The organism is Aromatoleum buckelii, from assembly GCF_012910785.2.
Taxonomy (GTDB): Bacteria; Pseudomonadota; Gammaproteobacteria; order Burkholderiales; family Rhodocyclaceae; genus Aromatoleum; species Aromatoleum buckelii.
This window is the reverse complement of record NZ_WTVH02000010.1, coordinates 790,075-809,203: the sequence shown is the minus strand read 5'-3', so window position 1 is coordinate 809,203 and position 19,129 is coordinate 790,075. Positions and strand designations below refer to the sequence as shown.

14 protein-coding genes and 1 tRNA gene are annotated in these 19,129 nt (G+C 63.8%); 4 read left to right on the top strand and 11 right to left on the bottom strand.

Annotated features, from left to right (window positions below; translation table 11 throughout):
- Positions 1 to 62: 62 nt before the first annotated feature.
- On the bottom strand, positions 63 to 989 hold the full coding sequence (locus GO608_RS14535) for a histone deacetylase family protein (protein ID WP_169197729.1): 927 nt from the start codon (positions 987 to 989) through the stop codon (positions 63 to 65).
- On the opposite strand from GO608_RS14535, the gene mltB reads away from it, so the two are divergent.
- Positions 970 to 2,349: a lytic murein transglycosylase B gene (mltB, locus tag GO608_RS14530; protein ID WP_425532304.1), complete on the top strand. Its 1,380-nt coding sequence runs from the start codon at positions 970 to 972 to the stop codon at positions 2,347 to 2,349. The genes GO608_RS14535 and mltB overlap by 20 nt on opposite strands.
- A 21-nt stretch (positions 2,350 to 2,370) precedes the next feature.
- Here mltB and rpoS read toward each other — a convergent pair whose 3' ends face one another.
- The 10 genes from rpoS to GO608_RS14480 all read right to left on the bottom strand — a co-directional run bounded on the left by rpoS (position 2,371) and on the right by GO608_RS14480 (position 15,110).
- On the bottom strand, positions 2,371 to 3,306 hold the full coding sequence (rpoS, locus tag GO608_RS14525) for an RNA polymerase sigma factor RpoS (protein WP_169197727.1): 936 nt from the start codon (positions 3,304 to 3,306) through the stop codon (positions 2,371 to 2,373).
- Positions 3,307 to 3,316: 10 nt separating this feature from the next.
- Positions 3,317 to 4,207: a peptidoglycan DD-metalloendopeptidase family protein gene (locus GO608_RS14520; protein WP_169197726.1), complete on the bottom strand. Its 891-nt coding sequence runs from the start codon at positions 4,205 to 4,207 to the stop codon at positions 3,317 to 3,319.
- Positions 4,204 to 4,860: a protein-L-isoaspartate(D-aspartate) O-methyltransferase gene (locus GO608_RS14515; RefSeq protein WP_169197725.1), complete on the bottom strand. Its 657-nt coding sequence runs from the start codon at positions 4,858 to 4,860 to the stop codon at positions 4,204 to 4,206. Before GO608_RS14515 ends, GO608_RS14520 begins: the two co-directional genes overlap by 4 nt.
- Positions 4,857 to 5,600, bottom strand: a complete 744-nt coding sequence (gene surE / locus GO608_RS14510) for a 5'/3'-nucleotidase SurE (protein WP_169197724.1) — start codon at positions 5,598 to 5,600, stop codon at positions 4,857 to 4,859. Before surE ends, GO608_RS14515 begins: the two co-directional genes overlap by 4 nt.
- Before the next feature lie 170 nt (positions 5,601 to 5,770).
- Entirely contained in the window at positions 5,771 to 6,928 is a 1,158-nt protein-coding gene (locus GO608_RS14505; RefSeq protein WP_169197723.1) for a GGDEF domain-containing protein, read from the bottom strand.
- 291 nt (positions 6,929 to 7,219) lie between these two features.
- Positions 7,220 to 8,062, bottom strand: a complete 843-nt coding sequence (locus GO608_RS14500; protein ID WP_169197722.1) for a CheR family methyltransferase — start codon at positions 8,060 to 8,062, stop codon at positions 7,220 to 7,222.
- A complete protein-coding gene (locus GO608_RS14495; RefSeq protein ID WP_247003161.1) occupies positions 8,055 to 11,660 on the bottom strand; it encodes a response regulator in 3,606 nt (1,201 codons plus the stop codon). Before GO608_RS14495 ends, GO608_RS14500 begins: the two co-directional genes overlap by 8 nt.
- A 37-nt stretch (positions 11,661 to 11,697) precedes the next feature.
- Positions 11,698 to 13,614 carry a putative bifunctional diguanylate cyclase/phosphodiesterase gene (locus GO608_RS14490; protein ID WP_169197720.1) on the bottom strand — a complete coding sequence of 639 codons (1,917 nt, stop codon included), beginning with the start codon at positions 13,612 to 13,614 and terminating at the stop codon, positions 11,698 to 11,700.
- A 397-nt stretch (positions 13,615 to 14,011) separates the two neighbouring features.
- A tRNA-Thr gene (locus tag GO608_RS14485) sits at positions 14,012 to 14,087 on the bottom strand.
- Between the two features lie 123 nt (positions 14,088 to 14,210).
- The gene (locus GO608_RS14480) at positions 14,211 to 15,110 is read right to left on the bottom strand and encodes a LysR family transcriptional regulator (protein WP_169197719.1); all 900 of its coding nucleotides are present in this window, start codon (positions 15,108 to 15,110) and stop codon (positions 14,211 to 14,213) included.
- A 167-nt stretch (positions 15,111 to 15,277) separates the two neighbouring features.
- Between GO608_RS14480 and GO608_RS14475 the strand changes: the two genes are divergently transcribed.
- From GO608_RS14475 to GO608_RS14465, 3 genes are read left to right on the top strand one after another with little or no spacing between them, the layout of a single operon-like run.
- The gene (locus GO608_RS14475) at positions 15,278 to 15,991 is read left to right on the top strand and encodes a haloacid dehalogenase type II (RefSeq protein WP_247003159.1); all 714 of its coding nucleotides are present in this window, start codon (positions 15,278 to 15,280) and stop codon (positions 15,989 to 15,991) included.
- Positions 15,992 to 16,001: 10 nt separating this feature from the next.
- Positions 16,002 to 16,775 carry a sulfite exporter TauE/SafE family protein gene (locus GO608_RS14470; protein ID WP_169197718.1) on the top strand — a complete coding sequence of 258 codons (774 nt, stop codon included), beginning with the start codon at positions 16,002 to 16,004 and terminating at the stop codon, positions 16,773 to 16,775.
- A 15-nt stretch (positions 16,776 to 16,790) separates the two neighbouring features.
- Positions 16,791 to 18,968 (top strand): malate synthase G, encoded by a 2,178-nt coding sequence (locus tag GO608_RS14465; protein WP_169197717.1) that lies wholly within the window; start codon positions 16,791 to 16,793, stop codon positions 18,966 to 18,968.
- The last annotated feature ends 161 nt before the right edge of the window (positions 18,969 to 19,129 follow it).

The following is a 19,129-nucleotide window of genomic DNA, read 5'->3' as shown; positions in this document are numbered from 1 at the left end:
CTACCCGATCAACGGCAGACGACCACCCTGGCGCAGGCGTCGATCGCGGCGCGTGCCCTCCATCAGAGATCGGCCAGCGCCTTGATATGCGCAACCACCGAACGGGCGAGCGAAGACAGCGCGTATCCCCCTTCAAGGACGGAAACGATGTTCTTGTGTCCGCAGTCCGCCGCAAGCGCCTTGATCTGCTGCGTCGCCCAGACATAGTCGGACTCGACCAGACCGAGCGATCCCATGTCGTCTTCGTAGTGCCCGTCGAAACCTGCGGAGATGAAGATCATCTGCGGGTTGTGGTTTCTCAGCGCGGGGATCCACAGGTCGCTGACGATCTGGCGGAAAGTGTCTCCGCGCGTACCGGCCGGGACCGGCACGTTGACCATGTGTGTCGCTGTGCAGTCCGCGCCGCTGTACGGATAGAACGGATGTTGGAAAATGCTCGCCATCATCACGCGGGGATCGTCACGGAAGATGTCCTCGGTGCCGTTACCGTGGTGAACGTCGAAATCGACGATTGCCACGCGCTCCAGTCCGTGCGCTTCGAGAGCGTGGCGCGCCGCGATCGCGACATTGTTGAGGAAGCAGAATCCCATCGCCCGGCCCCGTTCCGCATGGTGACCCGGCGGGCGCACCGCGCAGAACGCGTTCTCGATCTCGCCCTTCAGCACCAGATCCGTCGCCAGCACGCCCGCACCGGCCGAACGCAACGCGGCCTTCATGGTCTCCGGATTCATTGCGGTATCGGGATCGAGGTGACGGATGCCATGCTCGGGCACGCTGTTCATCAGCTCTTCGAGGTACGCGGCAGGGTGTGCGCGAGTGATCTGCTCGGGTGTCGCCTGGGGCGCGTCGTAAAATGAAAGATAAAGGTCGAGGCCGGCTGCGATCAGGCGATCATTGATCGCCGCAAGCCGGTCGGAGCATTCCGGATGGAACGTCCCCATATCGTGCAGCCAGCATTCCCGGTGCGTAATGAACGCTGTCGTCGTCATATCCCTCCCCTCACTCGTTGCAGGCGATATCACCGCGGCCTGGCTTTCGAACCGTTTCGTCGCCTGCGTCGGGCGCAGCCTGATGATCTTTGTCGTCTATTATCACCGCTTCCCGGTCAATTTCACAGTGCGCAGCCCCATGCCTCACGACCATGCCGCCCCTGCCTGGCGAAGCAATCCCGGCCCTTCCCGTCCTCGGACGGCCCCACGATTTTACGCCGGCAAGTCAAGCTGCCCCGCCCTGCATCAGCGCACTGCATATTGCCGACCCCCTGGTTTTTTTTGGCCGGAACAGGGTGACCACGGGTTCCCGGCGACCACCCAGCACCGAGACACCGAGACACAAATGAAACAACGCGTTATCACCCCACTCCTTGCGCTCGCCCTCCTCTCGGGTACAGCGCTCGCCGATGCGTCCTATGTCCAGCGCGAAGAGGTCAGGACGTTCGTGCGCACAATGGAGGAAAAACACGGCTTCGACGGCGGGGAAGTGCTCGTCGCGCTCGACCGTGCCCGCCATGAGCCCGACGTCATCCGCCTCATCAGTCCTTCCGGCTCGCCCGGCGTCCGCTCATGGCAGCGCTACCGCGCCCGCTTTCTCGACTCGGCACGCATCGTTGGCGGAGTTGCGTTCTGGCAGGAGCATGCGGCGACCTTGCAGGCTGCGCACGAACGCTACGGGGTGCCCCCGGAAATCGTCGTCGCGATCATTGGCGTGGAAACCTACTATGGCCGCAATACGGGAAATTTCGAGACGCTGTCGGCGCTGACGACGCTGGCGTTCGACTATCCGCCACGGGCGCGGCTGTTCCTGCGCGAGCTCGAAAACCTGTTCCTACTGGCACGCGAGCAGCGACGCGACCTTTTCAGCTACTACGGCTCGTATGCGGGAGCGATCGGCTACCCGCAGTTCCTGCCCAGCAGCATCCGCAGCTACGGCGTTGATTTCGACCACAGCGGCGGCATCGATTTCGATCTGGAACCGACCGATGCGATCGGCAGTGTCGCGCGCTACCTCGCCGAACATGGCTGGGTGCGGGGTGAGGTCGTAGCGGAGCCGGCACGCGTCACGCCCGAAGCCGACTTGCAGGCGCTGGTCGACGCAGGCATCAAACCCGCGCTCACACCGGAACAACTGGCACAGGCCGGCGTGACGAGCCTCGATGGCACGTTACGCGCGACTCCTGCAACCCTCGTCGACCTTGCGACGCCTGATGCCGGAACCGAATACTGGCTCGGATACCAGAACTTCTACACGATCACGCGCTACAACAAGAGCAGCTTCTATGCGATGGCCGTGTTTGAACTGTCGCAGGCCTTGCGTGAACAGCAAAAGACTGAAACCGCAAGCGTCGAGTGAACGAACGCGAGCGGGACGGGCTTACAGCAGTTCGTCGCGCGAAATGCCGCGCCGTTTGACGGTCCTTCGCAACTGGCCCAGCGCCTCGAGCTGGATCTGGCGCACCCGCTCACGCGTCAGGCACAGCCGCGACGCGAGCTCCTCAAGCGTCATCACTTCGCATTCGTCGAGCCCGTATCGATGCCGGATCACGAGGCGCTGCTTTTCGTTCAACATCCCGATCCATTCCTGGATCAGCCTCTCGACCTCCGCATCCTGGATGTGGGTATCGGGAGGCTCGGCCTGATCGTCAGCGAGCGATTCGCCGATCGAAAGAGTCGGGTCGATCTCGAGCGGCGCGTCGAGCGACGCGGTGTGTTCGCTCAAGGCGAGGATCGCGCGCACCTCCTCGACCGACTTGTCGAGACGATGGGCGACCTGCTCGAGCGTGAACTCGCCGTTGCCCGACGCTTCGAGGGTGCGCTGCGCGCGCAGCACCTGATTCAGCTCCTTGACCACGTGCACCGGCAGGCGGATCGTGCGCGACTGGTTCATGATCGCCCGCTCGATGTTCTGACGAATCCACCAGGTTGCGTAGGTCGAGAAGCGGAAGCCGCGCTCGGGGTCGAATTTCTCGAGCGCATGCATCAGGCCGAGATTTCCCTCTTCGACCAGATCGAGCAGCGGGATGCCGCGATTGAGGTAATGCTTCGCGATGTTGACGACCAGGCGCAGATTGCGCTCGATCATGATCTGGCGAGCGGAAAAATCGCCAGTCCGCACTCTTCGCGCAAGCGCGGCCTCTTCGGCTGCCGTAAGCAGCGGATTCGCCCCGATCTCGTTCAGGTAGATCTGGGTGACGTCGCTGAGAAACTCGTTCTCGAACGCGGGCGCGACCCGCTCGACGAACACCTCCACCTCGGGGGGCAGATCCGGCTCCTGACTATCGGCATCGTCACGACTCACCGGATCGTACATAGCCTCCTCGTTAGCGTGCAGGCAGATATTTCATCGGATCCACCGGACGTCCCTGCTTGCGAATCTCGAAGTGAAGCTTCGGGCGATCCGCATCGGTACTTCCGAGCTCTGCGATTCTCTGACCCTTGGTAACCGACTCCCCTTCCTTGACCAGCAGCTGCTGGTTGTGCGCGTATGCCGTGAGATAGTTCGCGTCGTGCTTGATGATGACCAGTTTTCCATAGCCGCGCAAGCCGCTGCCCGAATACACTACCTTGCCTCCCGCCGAGGCAATCACCGGATCACCCGGTTTGCCGGCGATATCGAGCCCCTTGTTGGCGGCTTCGTCGAACGTACCGATGACCTGGCCGCTTACCGGCCACAACCATACGGCATCGGCAGCCACCGTCCTATCCGCTTCCGGCGCGGTCGGCGGCACAACCGGAGGCAGGGTCGAGCGAGGCTGGACGGAAGCCCACGCTTCGTCGCTATAAGGCTGCTTTCCACCCTTCGGCTCCTGCTTGACCACCACGCCGTTGCCGTCGCTTCCCGGCTTCACCGGCTGCACTTCCACGGGTTCACCGATCGCGATCGGCTGCGCAACTGCATCCACCGGGGGGCCGACGAGCAATTCGCGGCCCACATGTATTTGATTCGGATCCGTCAAATTGTTCCAGACGACGAGATCCTTTGCTGTCACCCCATGCAACCGTGCGATCCCCATCAGGGTGTCGCCCGGCCGAACCACATGAACGGGCTGCTTGGCACCGGTGGTCGGAGCCTCGGATGGAGCCTGGGTCGAGGGGGGAGGCGTCGTGTCGCGGACAGGAGCCGGGCCGGTCGCTGCGCAGGCCGACAGCAGCGCAGCGAGAAGGACGGGGCCGAAAAACTTCAACGAAGCGGATTTTACTGAATGGATCATTCGGTACCAGTGAGCAAGGGGACGAAGCGCACCGCTTCGAACCGGCTTTCCCTGAAAATATTGCCGTGCCGCTCGGTCATCACGAGACGCTGGTCGGCGGTCCCGAGCGGGATCATCAGCCGCCCGCCCGGAGCGAGTTGCTCCTTCAGCGAGCCCGGAATGCCGGCCGCAGCGGCAGCCACAATAATGGTGTCAAAAGGAGCAGCTTCGGGCAATCCCAGATTGCCGTCGGCGTATTTGAGACGAACGTTCGGCAGCCGCAAGGGCCGCAGGTTTTCGCGGGCACGGTCGAGAAGGGGGCGAATGCGCTCGACGGCATACACTTCGGTCGCCACGAGGGACAGTACCGCGGCTTGGTAGCCGCAGCCGGCGCCGACTTCAAGCGTCCGTCCCAGTTCGCGGCCGGCGCGCAGGATCTCGATCATGCGCGCGACCACCAGCGGTTGCGAAATCGTCTGCTGGTATCCGATCGGCAGCGCCGTGTCGTCGTATGCGCTGAAGGCGAGGCCTTCATCGACAAACGCGTGGCGCGGGATCTGCATCATCGCCCCGAGCACCTTCTCGTCGGCAATCCCCTGCGCCCGGAGCCGCTCGACCATGCGCGCACGGGCACGACTCGAGGCCTGCCCGGGGTCCGGGGGGCGCATGTTCATCTACCGACCCATTCGGCGACGCTGGAAATGAGGCCGTTGTGGGTGAGGTCGATCTGTAGCGGGGTGACGGAAACGAAACCTTCCGCCACCGCCTGGAAATCGGTACCCTCCCCTGCGTCCGCAGCCTGCCCCGCTGCGCCGACCCAATAGACGGTCTCGTTGCGCGGAGTCGTGCTGCGGATCACCGGTTCGGCCTTGTGCCGCTTGCCCAGCCTCGTGACGCGGATGCCGCGCAGTTCTTCGTAGGGGCGGTCCGGCACATTCACGTTCAGCAGTACCGGGTGCTGGAAAGGGACGCGGGTGAATCGCTCCGCGAGATCGCGCGCGACACGCGCAGCTGCCGAAAAATCGGTCGCCGCCTTGCTCACGAGAGACACCGCAATTGCCGGCACTCCGAGCAGGAACCCTTCGGTGGCAGCGGCGACCGTGCCCGAATAAATCGTGTCGTCGCCCATGTTCGCGCCGTGATTCACGCCCGACACGACCATGTCCGGAAGGTGATCGAGCATGCCGGTGACCGCCAGGTGCACGCAGTCGGTCGGCGTGCCGTTGACGAAATGGAAACCGTTTGCCGCCCGCCGCAGTGACAACGGGCGATCGAGCGTCAAGGAATTGCTTGCGCCGCTTCGGTCACGCTCGGGCGCCACCACGGTAACGTCCCCGACCTCCTGCAGCGCTTCAGCGAGGGCGGCGATCCCCGGAGCAAAATAACCGTCGTCGTTACTCACCAAAATGCGCATGATTCTTCCGTTCGGAATGGCACGAGCGCCCACACCGTGCCCGGTGTACGCAAGAGAAGCGGGGAATGTTAGCACAGCGGCACACGCCCTCTGCACCGCATCGGCACGCCCCTCTGAAGCGGCGCTGCCGGCACTCTCATGAGACCGCCCCCTTGCGGGGCGGCACACTTCTAGCAGGCGCCGAAGCAGACTTGGTCTCGGCCGTTGTGCTTGGCGTGATACATCCGCTGATCGGCTTTCTCGATCAGAGCTTTCCAGTCGCCAGTGCCATCGGTACAACGCTCCGCCAGGCCGATGCTGGCGGTCACCGGCGTGCCATCCGGCCCCATGCCCAGACCGAGCCTGCACAGGCGCTCGATCGCCGTCCGCGCTTTCGCGAGATCGGTATTGGGCATGATGACGACGAATTCTTCGCCGCCCCAGCGGACCAGTATGTCGACCCGACGCAGCGCCGCCGTGATATGCGCGGCGAGCGTGATCAGGACCTTGTCGCCCGCTTCATGGCCGAAGCGGTCGTTGATGCTCTTGAAGTGATCGACGTCGATGAAGGCGACCGTGATCGACGCCTGGTTGCGATTCGCGAGGCCCAGTTGCAGTTCGAGCATTTCTTCGCCGCTGCCGCGCGAAAAGGCGCCGGTCAGGGGGTCTCGCACCGACTGGCGGACCAGCGCTGTCATGAACGCGAGCTGGCTCATCCCGGCAGTGATCGATACGCCGGTGATCAGCACCAGCAACCAGAACGAGCCGGCAAACGACGGCCAGTTGAGCGTCGACCAGCTCAGATAGCCGGCAAGGGCCTGGGCGAGCAGGATCGGGCTCGATATGAGCACGTTCTCGATCAGCGTCAGCGGGAAAACCGACAGGCCCGCAAGCAGGACGAACGGCAGGAAAGCATAGCCGGCGCCGATCGCTGCCGAGAGCTCGGACAGCTGGTACGTCCCGAGCAGGGTGTGCGAAGCGACATAGAATGCCGTCGGAATTGCGAACAGGATCGCGATCGCCCCGTAGGCATCGAACAGTTTGCCCGATGGCCGGTAGAAGATCAGGACAGTCGCGAACGCCGCGCTGGCAAGAAGCCGCATCAGCGCGAGGGTGACCCACAGCGACGGCGGAAAGACGACGAAGTCGATCACGCTCCACAGCGGCGTGAGCACGGCGAACAGAAACGCGAACATCCGCACGCGATTGACGATCATGGTCGCCCGGCGCCGCATCAGAAGCGGCATGTGCCGGTTCGGAAGGAAGAGGTAGCCGAGTTCCGACTTATCCAGCTCGCCCGGCAACGGGCCGGCGAATCTGTGCCACAACACGTCGGCCAGATATGACATTCCTGCTCTTTCCCTTCAGAACGTTGGTTCGCTGATTGATGACCGAGCGCCAGTCTAGCAGCCGGCTTTGGCCGTTTTCAGCGTCGATCTGCGGGAAAACGAGACGTTTTTCTCGGCTCGATGCCGATTTCGCAAGGATTGACGAAGTCATAACCCAGGTCGAGCGCGGCACACCGGGGCGCGTCACCCGACGGATCCTTTCTGCAGAATCGTCATAGGGAAGAGTCGGCTGAAGGGACCCTTGCGCCTCTCGCCGTTCTCGTCCCACTTTGGAGCCGGGCCGCAGGACGCTCAGTCGTAACGCTTCCTGTAGATGCGCATCGGACCATCGAGTTCGGCGAAGCGGGCTTCGATGCTCGTCCGTTCGAGCACCTCCTTGAGCCCGAGGCAGAGAAATCCGCCGGGCGGGAGACTGTCGTCGAACAGGCGCAGGCAGCGTTCCTTGAGCGGCGGCTTGAAATAGATCATGACGTTGCGGCACAGGATCATGTTCATTTCGCCGAACTCTGCGTCGGTCGCGAGGTTGTGCGGCGCGAAGACGATATTTTTCCGCAACGCCGGGGACAGGAGCGCATGCTCGTAGCGCGCCGTGTAGTAATCCGCGAAAGACGCGGCTCCGCCGCTCAACTGGTAGTTGCGGGTGAACAGCTGCATGCTCGCGACCGACAGGATGCCTTCCTGCGCGCGCTCGAGGATCGCCTCGTTGATGTCGGTCGCGTAGATCCGGTAGCGCCCCGCCATCCCCTCCTCGTTGAGCAGGATCGCCATCGAGTAGGCTTCCTCGCCGGTGGCACAGCCTGCGTGCCAGATCTTGACAAACGGATACGTCCGTAGGAAGGGAACGACTTTCGTGCGCAGCATCCTGAAGAAGCCGGGGTCGCGGAACATTTCCGTGACGTTGATCGTGATTCCGCGCAGCAGCGAATCGAAGACGCGGCGATCGCGCAACACCCGTGACTGGGCAAGCGAAAACGTCTCGAAGCCGGATTCGGCCAGCCAGTGCACGAGGCGGCGCCGAATCGAGGCTTCTGCATAGTCGCGGAAGTCGTAGCCGTATACCTGCTCGATTCCCTCGAGCAGCAGCCGTATTTCGACCTCTTGCAGGTCCGGTTGCGCGTCGCCCCACTCAGACACGCTGATACATCCACACCCGAATCAGCGAAAACAGCTTGTCGACATCGATCGGCTTGGCGATGTAGTCGCTCGCTCCGGCCTCGAGGCACTTCTCGTAATCGCCTTTCATCGCCTTGGCGGTCATCGCGATCACCGGAAGTTGGCTGAAGCGCGGATTGCGGCGGATTTCGCGCATCGCGGCATAGCCGTCGGTTTCCGGCATCATGATGTCCATGAGCACGATCGACACGTCCGGATGCTCTTCCAGACGGGCCAGCGCCTTGCGGCCGTTGTCCGCCTCGATCACGATCATGTCCTTTTCGGCAAGCACGCTCGACAGCGAGAACAGGTTGCGCATGTCGTCGTCGACCAGCAGGACTTTCCTGCCTTCGAGCATCGCCTCCTTGTCGAGCGCCGCGCGGATCATGCGCCGCTTGTTGGCGGGCAGCCGCGTTTCGACCTGGTGCAGGAACAGGGTCACTTCGTTGATCAGGCGCTCGGGGCTCTTCGCGCCCTTGATCACAATGCTCTCCGCATAACGCCGCAGCCTGCGCTCGTCATCCTCGCTCAGCTCGCGGCCGGAGTGGATGACGACCGGAATGCGCTCGCCACGTTCCATTGCCTGCATATGATCGAGCAGGTCGAAACCGGACATCTCCGGCAGCCCCAGGTCGAGGACGACGCAATCGAAGCTTTCAGATGCCAGCAGATCGACCGCTTCGCGTCCCGAAGCGGCCACGGAGATCTCGACGTCCTTGTCGTCGAGCAGCGCGACGATGCTGTAGGCCTCGTTCTGGTCGTCCTCGACGACGAGGAGCCGCTTGACCGACTTCGTCACCGAGCGCTCGATTGCCCCGAGGACGTCGTTCAGCTGGTCACTGTTGAGGGGTTTTGTCGCGAAGCCGATCGCCGCCATCCCCAAAGCTTTTTGCCGCTCCTCGAGGCAGGTGAGGAAATGCACCGGGATGTGGCGGGTGCGCGGATTGTCCTTCAGGCTGCGCATCACGTTCCAGCCGTCGATGCCGGGCAGCATCACGTCGAGGATGATTGCGCTCGGCAGCTCCCGCTCCGCGAGTTCGAGCCCTTTTTCCCCGCTCTCGGCGACGAGGACGGAGAACCCGCGCTCCCGGATCGTTTCCTGCAGGATCTTCGCGAACTCGTGGTCATCCTCGACGACCAGGATGCTGCGGTCGCCGGCTTTCGAATGAACGGGCTCCTCCGTTTTTGCGGAACGGACCGGCACCTCGGACTCGGTAGCGATCACCGGCGGCTGCGCGAGCAGCGCGGCGGGCGGACGGCGCCGCTCCCGTGCCTTGTCGCTTTCGACGCCGAGCGGCAGGTACAGGACGAACACGCTGCCCTTGCCCTCGCTGCTGCTCATGCGGATATCGCCATTCATTCTGCGGGCGAGCTCGAGCGAGATCGAAAGGCCCAGCCCGGTGCCGCCGTATTTGCGGCTGATCGAACCGTCGGCCTGCCGGAAGGCATCGAAAATCCCTTGCTGCTTGTCCGGCGGAATCCCGATGCCGGTATCGCTGACTGCGAACGCGATCGCGGGCACCGGCAGGGGATTCGCGCTCCCGCAAGGGAAAGTCACGCACAGCCTGACTTCGCCGTGTTCGGTGAACTTCAGGGCGTTGGAAAGAAGGTTCTTCAATATCTGATGAACGCGCTGCGAATCGCCGTGGAACGTTGGGGGCACATCCGCCTCGACTTCCAAACTGAAAGCGATCTGCTTCTGCTCGGCCTGGGACTGGAACAAGGTGCGCATGGAGGCGGACAGGTCCTCGACGGCGATATCGGCGAAGTCGAGTTCGATCCGCCCTGCCTCGATCTTCGACAGATCGAGAATATCGTTGATGAGGTCGAGCAGATCGGTGCCGGCCGAGTGGATCGTCGACGCGAACTCGACCTGCTTTTCGCTCAGGTTGCCGTCCTTGTTCTGCATCAGCAGGCTGGACAGAATCATCAGGCTGTTGAGCGGCGTGCGCAGTTCGTGCGACATGTTCGCGAGAAATTGCGACTTGTATGCGCTGACGCGCTCGAGTTCCTGCGCCTTCAGGCGGAGGTCTTCGGCAGCGAGCTTGATCTCGCGGTTCTTCGCCCGGATGTTTTCGCGCTGCGTCTCGAGCATCTGGGCGCGTTCTTCCAGCTCCTCGTTGCTTTGCTGCAGTTCCTCCTGCTGCACGCGGAGTTCTTCGGCCTGCTGCTGAGTCTCTTCGAGGAGCTCGGCCATCCGCTGCCGCGACAGACTGACGCTCAGGCCGATCGCGATGGCTTCCTGCGCCAGGCTCAGAAACTCGAGCTGGATGTCCGTCATCTCGGAGAACGTGCCGATCTCGAGTGCGCCGATCAGCCGCGTTCCATGCAGCAACGGCAGCGCGAGGACGACTTTCGGCACCGACTCGCCGAGCGCGGAGGCGATCGGCAGATAATCGCCCGGCACGTTCGCGAGGCAGATCGGCTTGCGTTCCCGGGCCGCCTGCCCGATCAGCCCCTCGCCGAGGCGGAAGCGGTCGCCGAGGTTCTTGCGCCGGGTGAAGGCATAGCTCGCTGCGAGGTTCAGTTCCTCCGCGCGCTCGTCGAGCAGATACAGCGCGCCCACCCCCGCTTTCAGGTATTCGACGAGGTACGCCAGCACCTTGTCGGCAATCTCCAACGTCGCCGGCTCTCCCCGCATCACCGAGTTGAGCTCATTCAACCCGCTCTTGAGCCAGTCCGCATCCCGGGCCTGCGCGCGCGCCTGGCGCAACGACGAAGTCATGTTGCGGAAGGAGTGGTCGAGCTCGTTCTGGACGGCGCTCAGTTGCGCCGCCGCCTTGAGCAGGACCCCGGTTTCGTCGTGCGGCAGAGCTTCCGGGTCGATCTTGAGGGGTTTCGACTCTGCGATCTCCTGGCTCAGGTCTCCCGCGCCGATCGCCTCGACGACGCGTGCCTTGTCCGAACTGCTTTCGATCACCCGCTTGACTTCGCCAGCCGCGCGTCGCAGCGAGCGGTTGACACTGTGCGTGACGATGAAGGTCAAGGCCGCTCCCGCAGCCAGGATCAGCACCAGCGTGACGACGAGCAGGCGCTTGGCGGACGCCGCCTCGTTCCCGGCAGCCTGCTGGTAGTTCGAGGCCCGCTCGACCGAGAAATTCGAAACGACATTCATGCGGTCGAGCAGCGCATTGACGAGCCCCTCCGAACGCTCGCGGTGCAAAACGATCGCCTCGGCGCGACGGCCGTTTTTCACCAGCGCGATCGTCTCGGCGCGTGCCGCCCTCCAGTCATCCCGCGCCCGCTGAATCCTGTCCAGGTCGGCCGGGCTGCCACTGTAACGCTCCCGCAGCAGCGCATACCTCTCGTCATTTTCCTTGCGCCGCGCCTCGAGCCTCTGCTCGAGGCTCTCGACTTCCGCGGGGTCGGCATAGTGCACCAGAGTGTTCATGACCTGCTGGGCGACAAGGGCTTCGGTCTTCGCTTCGCGAATCGCGAGGGCCACCGTGAACGGGTGCCGGTACATGCTCGCGGTCGTCTCAGCGAGGCCTTGGATGCTGCGCAGGCTCATCACACCCAGCAGCAGAGTCGCCACCAGCATCAGGGAAAACCCGGCAACCAGGCGGGTGGTGATACTCATTTGTCTTAGCATTGCTTGATACTCTTTGTGCTGAGCCTTACTTTTCGGCGAGGCTAAGCTGGTTTTCGCAGTTCACCGCCAATGCGCGCCAGCGCATGTTGCCCTGCATGCGTTTGGCCCCACCGGTGGTGAATTTCTTCGTCAACTCGCTCGCCGAGAGCGGCTTGCTGTAGAGGTACCCCTGGTATTCATCGCATCCGAGCCTGCGCAACGCGCCGAGCTGGGCTTCGTTTTCCACCCCTTCAGCGATGACGTTGAGCCCGATCGCGTGCGCCATCTGGACGATCGCCGTGACAATGGCATGAGTGTCGCGGTCGTGCGGCAGGTCGCGCACGAACGATTGGTCGATCTTGAGGATGTGAATCGGAAGCGCCTTGAGGATCGCGAGCGACGAGTAGCCGGTGCCGAAGTCATCGACCGCGATCGACACGCCGGTTGCGCCGATCTGCGCGAGCACGCTCGCCGCCTGGTCCACATCGCGCATCAGCAAAGTTTCGGTGATCTCGAGTTCGATATGCGCCGGAGACAGTTCGTGCTCGTCGAGCAGGCGCGCGAGCGTGTCGGGCAGCGCCGAATAGATCTGCGGCTCGGCGACATTCACCGCGATTCGCACGGTGTCCTTGAGCCATCCCGCATCCTGCCATTGCCGCGCCTGACGGCATGCCGCACGCAGCGCCCATTCGCCCAGCGGCACCAGCATGCCGGTCTCTTCGGCGAGCCCCATGAACTGTTCGGCAGAAAGGAATCCGAGTTGGGGATGGTGCCAGCGCAGCAATGCTTCCAGCCCGGCGATCGTTCCGTCGACGACGTTGACCTTCGGCTGGTAGTGCAACTCGAATTCGTCGTTGTCCAGCGCCTGCTGCAGCTCGCGCTCGTGTCGGATGCGTTCGAGGAGGCGACGGTTGAGCTCCTCGTGATAGAACTCGTGGCCGTTGCGCCCCCTCTGCTTTGCTTCGTACATCGCCAGATCGGCATTCTTCATCAGCACGCCCGCACTCGTCCCGTCATCCGGGTAAAGGCTGATCCCGACACTGGCCGACACTTTCACCGTGCTCGAGCCAAGCTCGAACGGATGCGCCAGCGCGGCGCAGATCTTGATCGCCACTTGCGCGGCATCGTCCCTGTCGTGCAGGTTTTCGAGCAACACGACGAATTCGTCGCCGCCGAACCGGGCCAGCGTGTCAGCCTCCCGCACGGCGCAGCGCAGCCGCGCGGCGACCTGTTTCAGCAGCTCGTCCCCCTTGTCGTGCCCGAGCGAATCATTGACGTGCTTGAAGCGATCGAGGTCCAGAAACAGCAATGCGAGACGGTCATTCTGGCGACCCGCGACAGCGATCGCATGTGCGAGACGCTCGTTTAGCGAGCGGCGGTTGAAAAACCCCGTCAGCGTGTCCCGAAGCGCGAGATCCCGAGCCAGCTTTTCCGCCCCCCGCCGCTCTGCAACTTCCGTCTGCAGGGCCGCGTTGGCCCGCTCCAGATCCTCCAGGCGCTGTACCTGCAGCTCGCGATTGAGATCCGCGAGCAAAGCCGCCTTGTGCTCCAGTTCCCGCCGTTGCCGACACAGCTCGACGAACACCCCCACTTTTGCCTGCAGCACCTGCGGGACGAGCGGAGTGAAGAGGTAATCGGCCGCGCCGGCCTCGTAACCCTTGATCCGGTCGAGTTCGTCGGACCGGTGAGCGGTCAGGAAGATGATCGGTATCGCCGCCGAACGGGGGCGGCCGTGAATTAGCCGGGCAGTCTCGAATCCGTCGAGTCCGGGCATGTTCACGTCGAGCAGGATCGTGGCGAATTCATGATCGAGAAGCTGCCGCAGCGCCTCCTCGCCCGATCGCGCAGTCATGATGGTGAAACGCAGCTGCTCGGCCGCCGTTTCAAGCAGGGCAGTAATCGCTTTAAGACTGGCGTCGTCGTCATTGACAACGAGCACCAGCGGGTTCTCTTCGGGATCCATAGGGGGTGCCCGGTACGAATGCGGTTTTAGTGGGATGCCTCAAGGCACAAAATTGCGAACTATAGGGCATGAAAGGCCATCAGCCAGAGCGCAGAGCTACTCGCGCGAGAGCATCGCCCGCAGCGATATCCGGAATTTCAACCTTGCGATCTTCAGGCTCTCAGGGCGCACTCCAGCCACGAAAGCCGCTTTCCGCCTAGGGGTTATTCGGTTCCGGGAGCAGTGAGGAGGGACACGAGTGCGGTCCAGGATTCCCTCCCTGCATGCGGTTATCCGCGACGATTTGATACAAAATCGTCCCCTCTACGTGCAGAGAGGCGAGCGGACTCGCCCGAACCGGCCGCCCGACAAGCAAAAAGGCCAATCCCTGAAGGATTGGCCTTTTTGCTTGAATCTATGGTGCTGCTGACCGGAATCGAACTGGTGACCTACTGATTACGAATCAGTTGCTCTACCGACTGAGCTACAGCAGCAAGGCGGCGAAATATACATCAGGTAGGCGCAGGGTTCAACTGTCGCGTGTGCATAAAAGGGTTGTACTCGTTCGCGGCAAAACGGGCTGCCACCGACGGCTGCCTTCCCATTGCCCACGCCGATCAGCCCGGCCGCCAGTAGTCCGGGCGACCGTAGTGATTTTTCAGGTGATCGATGAAGAGCCGGACGCGCAGCGCGAGATGCTTGCGCTGCGGGAAGACGGCGTAGATGCCCGTCGTTGGCGCGGCGAACGTGTCCAGCACCGACACCAGACGCCCGGCGCGCAGGTCGGCGTCGACCTCCCACAGCGAGCGCCATGCAAGGCCGTGACCGGCGAGCGCCCACTCGTGCAGCACCGCGCCGTCGTTGCATTCGAACCGGCCGCCGACCTTGAGCGTGATCGTCTCCCCGTCCTCATCGCGGAACAGCCAGCCCCGCTGCTGACCGAGCGACAGGCACTTGTGGCCGGAGAGATCCTGCGGCACCGCCGGCGCGCCGAAGCGAGCGAGGTAGGCCGGGCTCGCGACGACGACGCGGCGGTTCTCGGCGAGCCGGATCGACACCAGGCTCGAATCGGGAAGCTCGCCGATGCGGATCGCGCAGTCGATGCCTTCGTTGACGAGGTCGACGACCCGATCGCTTAGATCCAGCATGCATGACACGTCCGGGTTCATTTCGAGGAAATCGCGCATCAGCGGTGCGACGTGGATGCGGCCGAAGCCGGCGGGCGCCGACACCCGGATGTGTCCGCTGGCCTTGACTCCACCGAGGCTGACCGACGCTTCGGCATTCGCCAGATCGTGCAGGATGCGCTGGCAATCCTCAAGGAACGCGGCGCCTTCGAACGTCAGCGCGATGCTGCGCGTCGTGCGCGTCAGCAGCTTGACTCCCAGGCGCTGTTCCAGCGCGTCGAGCCGTCGTCCGATGATGGCTGGCGTGACACCCTCGGCCCGTGCTGCGGCCGAAAGGCTGCCTCGGCTCGCAACGCTGACGAAACTCTCGACCTGTTTGAACGTGTCCACTTTGTACTAAAAGTAACAGATAAATTGACTGATGCACGTCTTCTATCGCGCCCATGATACCAATACACTCCTCCTCAACTTCGGGGTGGAGAACACGCTGCCCGATAAACGAGATGCCTTCGTCCAGCAGGGTTGCCGGTCGCAAAGGCGCACGAACCGGAATTCCGATGACGATGAAACACACTGGCCAGATCCGCGCGATCGCTTTCGACGCTTACGGCACGCTCTTCGACGTCTATTCCGTCGGCGCGCTCGCCGAGCAGCTTTTTCCCGGCCACGGCGAAGCGCTGACCGCGCTGTGGCGGCTGAAGCAGATCGAATACTCGTTGCTGCGCACCCTGTCGGGCCGCTACAAACCGTTCCTCGAAGTGACCGACGACGCGCTGCGGTTTTCGGCGAGCCGGCTCGGCCTGGACATGAACGATGCCCGGCATCGCCAGTTGATGAACCAGTATTCGTGCCTGTCGCCGTTCCCTGAAAACCTCGGCGCGCTGAAGACATTGCGCGAACTCGGCGTGCCGCTGGCCGTGCTGTCGAACGGCACGCCACGGATGCTCGATGTCGCGATCAAGAGCGCCGGCATGAACGGACTGTTCGATCATGTGCTGTCGGTCGACACGGTGCGCCAGTACAAGACCGCCGACGCTGCGTACCAGCTCGGCCCGGACGCTTTCGGCTGCGCGGCGCGCGACATCCTGTTCGTCTCGTCGAACGGCTGGGACGCGGCCGGAGCGACCTGGTTCGGCTACACGACCTTCTGGATCAACCGCTCGGGCCAGCCGCTGGAAGCTCTCGACGTGACGCCGTCGGTGATCGGCCAGCGGCTCACCGACGTCGTCGATTTCGTCCGTCCGCGCCTTGTCGGCGCACCCCGCGCATGAGCGTTCACCGATGACCCCGACCGAACTCCTCGTCATCGGTGCCGCCGCGGCGATGGCTGGCGCGATGAACGCGGTCGCCGGCGGCGGGACGTTCTTCTCGTTCCCGGCGCTGCTTGCGATCGGCGTGCCGCCGGTGATTGCGAACGCCAGCAACGCGGTCGCGCTGTGGCCGGCGAGCCTGTCGAGCGCCTACGCCTATCGCAGCGAACTCGTGCGCTTCGGCAAAGGCCTGCCGGCGCTCACCGCCGTCGCGTTCGTCGGCGGCATCGCCGGCGGCTTGCTATTGCTGTCGACGCGCGACGACACGTTCTCGATGCTGATTCCGTGGCTGTTGCTGATCGCGACGGTGATGTTCGCCGGCAGCGGACGGATTTCCACACTGCTCGCACGGCTGCGCGGGCAGGCCGCGAGCGGCCCGTCCCATGCGACGCCGGGCGGTCTGCTGTTTCAGTTCGGGGTGTCCATCTACGGCGGGTTCTTCGGTGCCGGCATGGGCATCGTGATGATCGCAGCGCTGGCGATCCAGGGCCATCGCGACATCCACGACATCAATGCGCTGAAGAACTGGCTGTCGGCGGTGATCTACAGCGTCGCCGTCGTGACCTTCGTCATCGCCGGCGCGGTGAGCTGGCCTCACACGCTCGTCATGCTGGCGACCGCCGCGGTGGGCGGTTACTGGGGCGCGGTCGGCGCCCGCAAGGTTCCTGCCGTGTGGTTACGGCGCTTCATCATCACGGTCGGCACTTCCCTGACCATCTACTATTTTTACACGACCTACCTGTAATAAAGGCGAGACATCATGACCGAACGAATCCAATGCAATCAGCTCCAGGTGGACGCGGCGCTGCACCGCTTCATCGAAACCGAAGCCCTGCCCGGCACCGGGATCGACGCCGGCGCGTTCTGGAAAGGCTTCAGCGATCTGGCCAACGAACTCGCGGTCAAGAACCGCGCGCTGCTCGCCGAGCGCGACCGTCTGCAGGTCGAGATCGACGCCTGGCACCGTGCCCACCCGGGCCCGATTGCCGACATGTCGGCCTACCGTGCCTTCCTCGAGCAAATCGGCTATCTGCAGCCGGCCCCGGCCCCGTTCAAGATCACGACCGCCAATGTCGATATCGAGATCCGCGAGCAGTGCGGGCCGCAGCTCGTCGTGCCGATCATGAACGCCCGGTATGCGCTGAACGCCGCGAACGCGCGCTGGGGCAGCCTCTATGATGCCCTCTACGGCACCGACGCGATCCCGTCGGACGGCGGCGCGGAAGCCGGCGCGTCCTACAACCCGGTGCGCGGGGCGCGCGTCATCGCCTTCGCCCGCGACGTGCTGAACCAGGCCGCGCCGCTCGCGCAGGGTGACCACTCGAAGGCCGCCGGCTACGCCGCCGAAGGCGGCAAACTCGTCGTCACGCTGCAGGACGGCACGAAGACCGGCCTGGCCGACGCGTCGAAGTTCGCTGGCTTCCAGGGCGACGCGGCGGCGCCGAAGGCGGTGCTGCTGAAGAACCACGGTCTGCACCTCGAGATCCAGTTCGACCGCAACCACGCGATCGGCAAGACCGACGCCGCCGGCATCAAGGACGTGCTCGTCGAATCGGCCATCACGACGATCATGGACTGCGAAGACTCGGTCGCGGCTGTTGACGCCGAGGACAAGATCGTCGCGTACCGCAACTGGCTGGGCCTGATCACCGGCACGCTCGTCGAGTCGTTCGACAAGGGCGGCAAGACGGTCGAGCGCACGATGAACGCGGACCGCGAATACACCGCGCCCGACGGCTCGCAGCTGCGGCTGCATGGTCGGTCGCTGCTCTTCATCCGCAACGTCGGCCATCTGATGACCAATCCGGCGATCCTGCTCGCGGACGGCGCCGAGATTCCCGAAGGCATCCTGGACGGCGTCGTCACGACGCTGATCTCGCTGCGCGACATGAAGCTCAAGCACAACTCGCGCACCGGCAGCATGTACATCGTCAAGCCGAAGATGCACGGCCCGGCCGAAGTCGCCTTCGCAAGCGAACTCTTCGGCCGCGTCGAGCAGCTGCTGGGCCTGCCCGCCGACGCGATGAAAGTCGGCATCATGGACGAGGAGCGCCGCACCTCGGTGAACCTCGCCGCGTGCATCAAGGCGGCCGAGTCGCGCGTCGCGTTCATCAACACCGGCTTCCTCGACCGCACCGGCGACGAGATGCACACGGCGATGGAAGCGGGGCCGATGATCCGCAAGGGCGACATGAAGAGCTCGGCGTGGATCCAAGCCTACGAGCGCCAGAACGTGCTGGTCGGCCTCGACTGCGGGCTGCGGGGCAAAGCACAGATCGGCAAGGGCATGTGGGCGATGCCGGACCTGATGGCCGAGATGCTCAAGCAGAAGATCGGCCACCCGAAAGCGGGCGCGACGACTGCGTGGGTGCCGTCGCCGACCGGCGCGACATTGCATGCGCTGCACTACCACCAGGTCGACGTCCAGGCGGTGCAGCAGGAAATGGAGAAGATCAGCCTCGCCGCCGAGCGCGATACGCTGATGAACCACCTCCTGACCGTCCCGGTCGCCGCGAGCGCGAACTGGAGCACGGCCGAGATCCAGCAGGAACTCGACAACAATGCGCAGGGCATCCTCGGCTACGTCGTGCGCTGGATCGACCAGGGCGTCGGCTGCTCCAAAGTGCCGGACATCAACAACATCGGCCTGATGGAAGACCGTGCGACGCTGCGCATCTCGAGCCAGCACATCGCCAACTGGCTGCGCCACGGCGTGACGAACGAGGCGCAGGTCATGGAGACGCTCAAGCGCATGGCCGCGGTCGTCGACCAGCAGAACGCCGGCGACCCGCTGTACCGTCCGATGGCGCCGAACTTCGACGACTCGGTGGCGTTCCAAGCCGCGAAGGATCTGATCTTCAAGGGCTGCGCGCAGCCGAGCGGTTACACCGAGCCGCTGCTGCACCGCTGGCGCCAGGTCGCGAAAGCGCGCGGCTGACGCTGGCGTTTTCTTTCGCCGACAGCCGGGAGCGGACGTGCTCCCGGCGGCATGCGCTCCGGCACCGCTCCTTGTTTACCGGGCGGCCAGCTGTTTTCCGTACCAGGACCGCGTCGATCGATCGTGCGCGACGCAGCACCCCGCCTGCCCCGACACGTTCC